1 protein-coding gene is annotated in these 1935 nt (G+C 41.3%); it reads left to right on the forward strand.

The window, feature by feature from the left end; translation table 11 throughout:
* The coding region (locus BMW42_RS14560) for a DUF5710 domain-containing protein (protein WP_171260745.1) at positions 1-1806 on the forward strand (1806 nt) is incomplete at its 5' end.
* Positions 1807-1935 lie beyond the last annotated feature (129 nt).

The raw sequence follows: 1935 nt of genomic DNA on the forward strand, positions 1-1935 counted from the left end.
GATCCTCAATTTGATGGGCCGGGTTATGATCCTCAATTTGACGGGCCGGGTTATGATCCCCAGCTTGATAATCAACAAATAAACGCATCAAGTGATGAACGCTTTGTTATGTATCATGAGCCGCAGCCGGAGGCTATTTCACCGTCTAGGACTTATTTAGCAGTACCGTATGCAGAAAAAGATGAAGCCAAAGCAGTAGCTAAAGCAGCAGGCTTTCAACTTAAGTGGGATAAAGAAGCTAAGTCGTGGTATGCACCGGAAGGCGCTAATTTAGAAGCTGTTAGCAAATGGCGTACTGATAACGGGAATGTCTTAAAAAATACCGAAGAAAAGGAAAGCGTAGAGTCTCAGTTTGCACGGGCTTTAAAAGAAGCTAAGTTGGTTGTTGATTCTCCTGTTATGGATGGGAAATTACATCGAGTACCAACTACAACAGATAAGAAAGGCGGTTTAAGTGGTGCTTATGCAGGACATTTAGACGGTATAACAGCAGGCGGGTATATTCAAAACTACCATACAGGTGAAGTTGTTCACTGGAAGCCGGAAGGTGCGATAAAAGAGCTAACACCTGAGCAACGCGCAGAGCAAACACAACAGGCTCAACAGCAATATGAGGCAAGACAGGCAGAAAGACTAGCTAAGCATGAGGCAACGGCAGAAGCTGCTCAAATATTATGGAAAGAAGCCCCGCTTGCTACTCCTGAAAATCAATATTGCAAAGCTAAAGGTATGCTTAACCCGGCTGCATCCGGCTTGAAAGTAGTTCCTAACACTGTGTCACCGGAGGCACATGCGAACGGTATTAGAATTGCAAAGACAGCACAAGAGGCTAAAGCGTTACGCTTGCAAGACCCAAAAAATAGGGTATTTAAAGCTGGTGATCTACTCGTTCCTTGTTATGACATGGAAGGTAAATTATGGTCACTTCAAAGCGTAAACCCATATTTTAAGAGCTTAATGAAAGGAGGTCGAAAAGCTGGCTTACTTAGTGTAGTTGGGGCTGAAAATATACAGGCGGCTTTTGATAAGTCGAAATCTGATCCATCATTTCCTTTGGTGCTTGCTGGAGAGGGAATTGCAACGGCTGATACAGTATCAAGATTAATGCGTGATAGACCCGTTTTTTTAGCAATTGATAGCGGTAATATTGACTCAGTTGCTCGACAGTTGCGGGAAAAGAATCCGACAGGTTTATTATTAATTGCGGCTGATAATGACCACATGAAGCCTAGAGAGCTTGATGAAAATGGACAACCTCAAAAAAATGTAGGTTTAATCAAAGCAAAAGAAGCGGCAGAGAATCACGGTGCTGGCCTAATGGTTCCAAAATTTGATCATGATGAAAAAGGTTCAGATTGGAATGACTTAGCAGCTAATCGGGGCGATAAAATTGCACAGCGTATGTTAGCTGATGAATTTATTGTTGCTAAACGTGATGCAGCTATTGCAGCAGATCGAATGATAAGCCTTGCACGTAGTAGAGAAGCCGAAGCGCGTAATGATCCAACAACTAGCGCAGATGATGCTTATATTTCTTCTGAGCGTGATCATGCAGCAGATATGATTGCAGGCGCAAGCCGTCATGTATCCAATATAAATATGGCTATTGCAGATGGAAAAATAAGCACCAAAGGGGTGAATAATCGTGCTTCGGTTAATGCTTCGATTCAATCTAAATCTACTAGCATGAATGAGAAGATTAAAGCAGAACGTCAAAGCGTAACTTATGAAGATGCACAGAAGAAAGGAGAAGAAGCATTAAAACCGAAAAAAACCCGTTCAAGAGGTTATGACGCGGGCATGTAAGCAGTTATAAGTCTTGGGCAAAAATGCAAATTTTCATCTTTGCCCAGGATTACATTTATTTTATATAAAACATAAATTTAATAATTTCTAATTTTTGGCAATTTGGTCAATATATCCCTATTTTTTTTT

It is taken from the genome of Acinetobacter sp. DSM 11652 (assembly GCF_900109815.1).
Lineage (GTDB): Bacteria > Pseudomonadota > Gammaproteobacteria > Pseudomonadales > Moraxellaceae > Acinetobacter.